This window comes from Chitinivorax sp. B (genome assembly GCF_005503445.1).
Classification (GTDB): domain Bacteria; phylum Pseudomonadota; class Gammaproteobacteria; order Burkholderiales; family SCOH01; genus Chitinivorax.
Genome location: NZ_SCOH01000115.1, coordinates 1 through 3,014, shown reverse-complemented (window position 1 = coordinate 3,014; position 3,014 = coordinate 1). Strand labels below are relative to the sequence as shown.

Below are 3,014 nucleotides of genomic sequence, written 5' to 3'. Positions count from 1 at the left end.
CCGCCGGCCCGGGTAGCCGACATCCTCAGCGAGGCGGCGGTGGCGTGGCTGGTGGTGGATGCCGCCCACCACGCATCCTTGGCGGGCACGGGCAGCCAGCTGATCGGGATCGAAGCCATCCTGGCTGACCCCAGCCTGCCTGACAACCCCCCGGCGGTGACCCTGCAGCCGACCCAACTGGCCTACGCCACCTTCACCTCAGGCACCACCGGCAAACCGAAAGGGGTACTGATCGCCCATCACAGCCTGATGGCGATTGCCGATGCCTGGCAGGCGGTATACCAACTGCAGCCGGGTCAGGACCGCTGGCTGCAGATGGCGAATGCCAACTTCGACGTGTACGCCGGCGACCTGCTGCGCACCCTGGCCACCGGCAACACCCTGGTGATCTGCCCACGACCGGTGCTGCTGGACCCGGCCCAACTGCATGACTACCTGCAACAACAGCGCATCACCGCGGCAGAATTCGTCCCGGCGGTGCTGCGGGAACTGGCGGGTTGGGTGCAGGAACAGGGCCAGCATCTGGACCGTCTGCGACTGGTGATCGTGGGCTCGGACAGCTGGTATGCAACCGACCATGCGCTGTTGCGGCAGGTGTGCGGCGAGCAGGTCCGGCTGATCAACACCTATGGGGTGACCGAAGCCACCATCGACAGCACCTATTACGAAGCCCCGGCCGGTGAAAGCTGGAGCGGCATGGTCCCGATCGGACGACCGTTCGCCCAGAGCCGGATCTACCTGCTGGACAGCGCCTTGCAGCCAGTTCCGTTGGGGGTGGCGGGAGAACTGTGCATCGGTGGCCCGGGCGTGGCCCGGGGCTACCTGAACCGACCGGACCTGACCGCCGACAAATTCATCGACGACCCGTTCAGCACGCGGGCGGGCGCCAAGCTGTACCGGACCGGCGACATCGCCCGGTTCCGGGCAGATGGTGTGGTCGAACTGGTGGGTCGGGCTGACCACCAGGTGAAGATCCGTGGCTTCCGGATCGAACTCGGCGAGATCGAGACCCAGTTGCGGCGCAGCGACGGCATCCGTGATGCGCTGGTGGTTGCCCATGCCCTGAGCGTCACCGACCTGCGGCTGGTGGCCTATGTGGTGTGTGAAGGCGAACCCCGACCTGCCCACTGGCGGGAGGTGCTGCGTGAGCACCTGCCGGACTACATGATCCCGACCGCCTTCGTCCAGCTGGCAGCCCTGCCGGTGACTGGCAATGGCAAGCTGGACCGCAAAGCCCTGCCAGCCCCGGACTTTGGAGGAGAAGGGCAGTTCGTGGCGCCGGTGACGGCGATGGAACAACTGCTGGCCTCGATCTGGCAGGAGATGCTGGGACTGGCGCAACCGGTGTCGGCGCAGGACAACTTCTTTGCGATCGGCGGCCATTCGTTGCTGGCGATGAAACTGGTGGCCCAACTGCGGCGACGTGCCGACCTCGAACTGCCGGTGGCCACGGTGTTTGAAGCACAGACGCTGTCACAGCTGGCGAGTGTGCTGGAGCGTACCCCGACCACCAGCACGGCCGTGGTGCCGATGCAGTCGCGACCAGCGGATCAGGCGGCCCCCCTGTCGTTTGCCCAGCAGCGTCTTTGGGTGCTGGATCAGATGGAAGGGGGCAGCCTGCACTACCACATGACCACTTTGCTGAAGATTGACGGTGAGTTGGATATCACTGCGCTTGAAGCCGCACTGCGTCATGTACTGGATCGACACCAAGTACTGCGCAGTACCTATCATCAGGACGGCGATCGAATCTGGCAGCAACCGTTGGCCAAGCTGCCATTGCCGCTGTTGCAGATACGAGAAGTGAGTGAACAAGCATCCGAATGGCAAGCCGTGGTGGAATCGCTGGTGGCGCAGCCATTCGATCTGGCGCATGACCTGCCATTTCGCGCATGCATGTTGCGTCTGACGTCTCGTCAGTATCTGCTGGCACTGGTGGTTCATCACATTGCAGCCGATGGTTGGTCCGAAGCCATTCTGGTGGAGGAATGCTGCGCCGCGTATGCAGCTTTGACAGCCGGGCACGAACCGAGCTTACCCCCATTGCCGATTCAATATGGCGATTACGCGGCATGGCAACGGCAACCAGAACAACTCGCACACATTGATGCCCAGTTGGCCTATTGGTCCAGGCAGTTGGCCGATCTGCCGGATGCCCACAACTTGCCGCTTGATTTTCCGCGCCCATCCCAACAGCGATTTGTCGGGCGTATCCATCGCAGTCGAATCGATGCCGACACAACGGCTGCCTTGCGTGCCGCTTGCCAACGTGATGGCGCCACGCTGTTCATGGGGCTGCACGCGGTGTTTGCGGCACTATTGTCGCGCTACAGCGGTGAAACCGACATTGTCATCGGTACACCGATTGCCAATCGAGAACAGTTGGATGTTGCCAATCTGATCGGCTTTTTCGTCAATACCCTGGTACTTCGTGCGGATCTGTCCGGACAAGAGAGCTTTGCATCGCTCCTGGCACAAAGTAGAACGACCCTGCTTGATGCCTATGCACATCAGCAATTGCCGTTCGACCGACTGGTCGAAGTGCTCAAGCCGCAACGGTCACTGGCCTACAGCCCATTGTTCCAAGTGATGCTGTCGCTACAGAATAATAGTAGTAAGGCTATTGAGCTCAACACCTTACAGATCGATTTCGTCGACCCTGAGCAGACGACATCACAGTTCGACCTGACGCTCAACGTCAGTGAAGAAGCAGCGTCACTGGATCTGAGCTGGGAATACAGCAGTGACCTGTTCCGGCACGAGACCATTGTTCAGCTGAGCGACCATTTTGCCATACTGCTGCAGGCGGCATTGGCACAGCCGGATAGATTACTTACCAGCCTACCGCTGCAAAGCGATGCGGCACGTGCGCATGAAGTGACGGAGTGGAACCAGACCCAACGTGCCTATCCGCAAGGCCAGTGCGTACATGAACTGATCGAAGCCCAGGCGGCGGCGACACCGGCAGCCGTCGCGGTACGGTACCGGGGGCAGTCGCTGACCTATGGCGAGCT

General features: G+C 61.7%; 1 protein-coding gene. It reads left to right on the top strand.

Annotated elements, in window-relative coordinates; genetic code table 11:
• Window positions 1-3,014: non-ribosomal peptide synthetase (locus FFS57_RS24505; RefSeq protein ID WP_137940447.1), on the top strand; the 3,014-nt coding region annotated here is incomplete at both ends.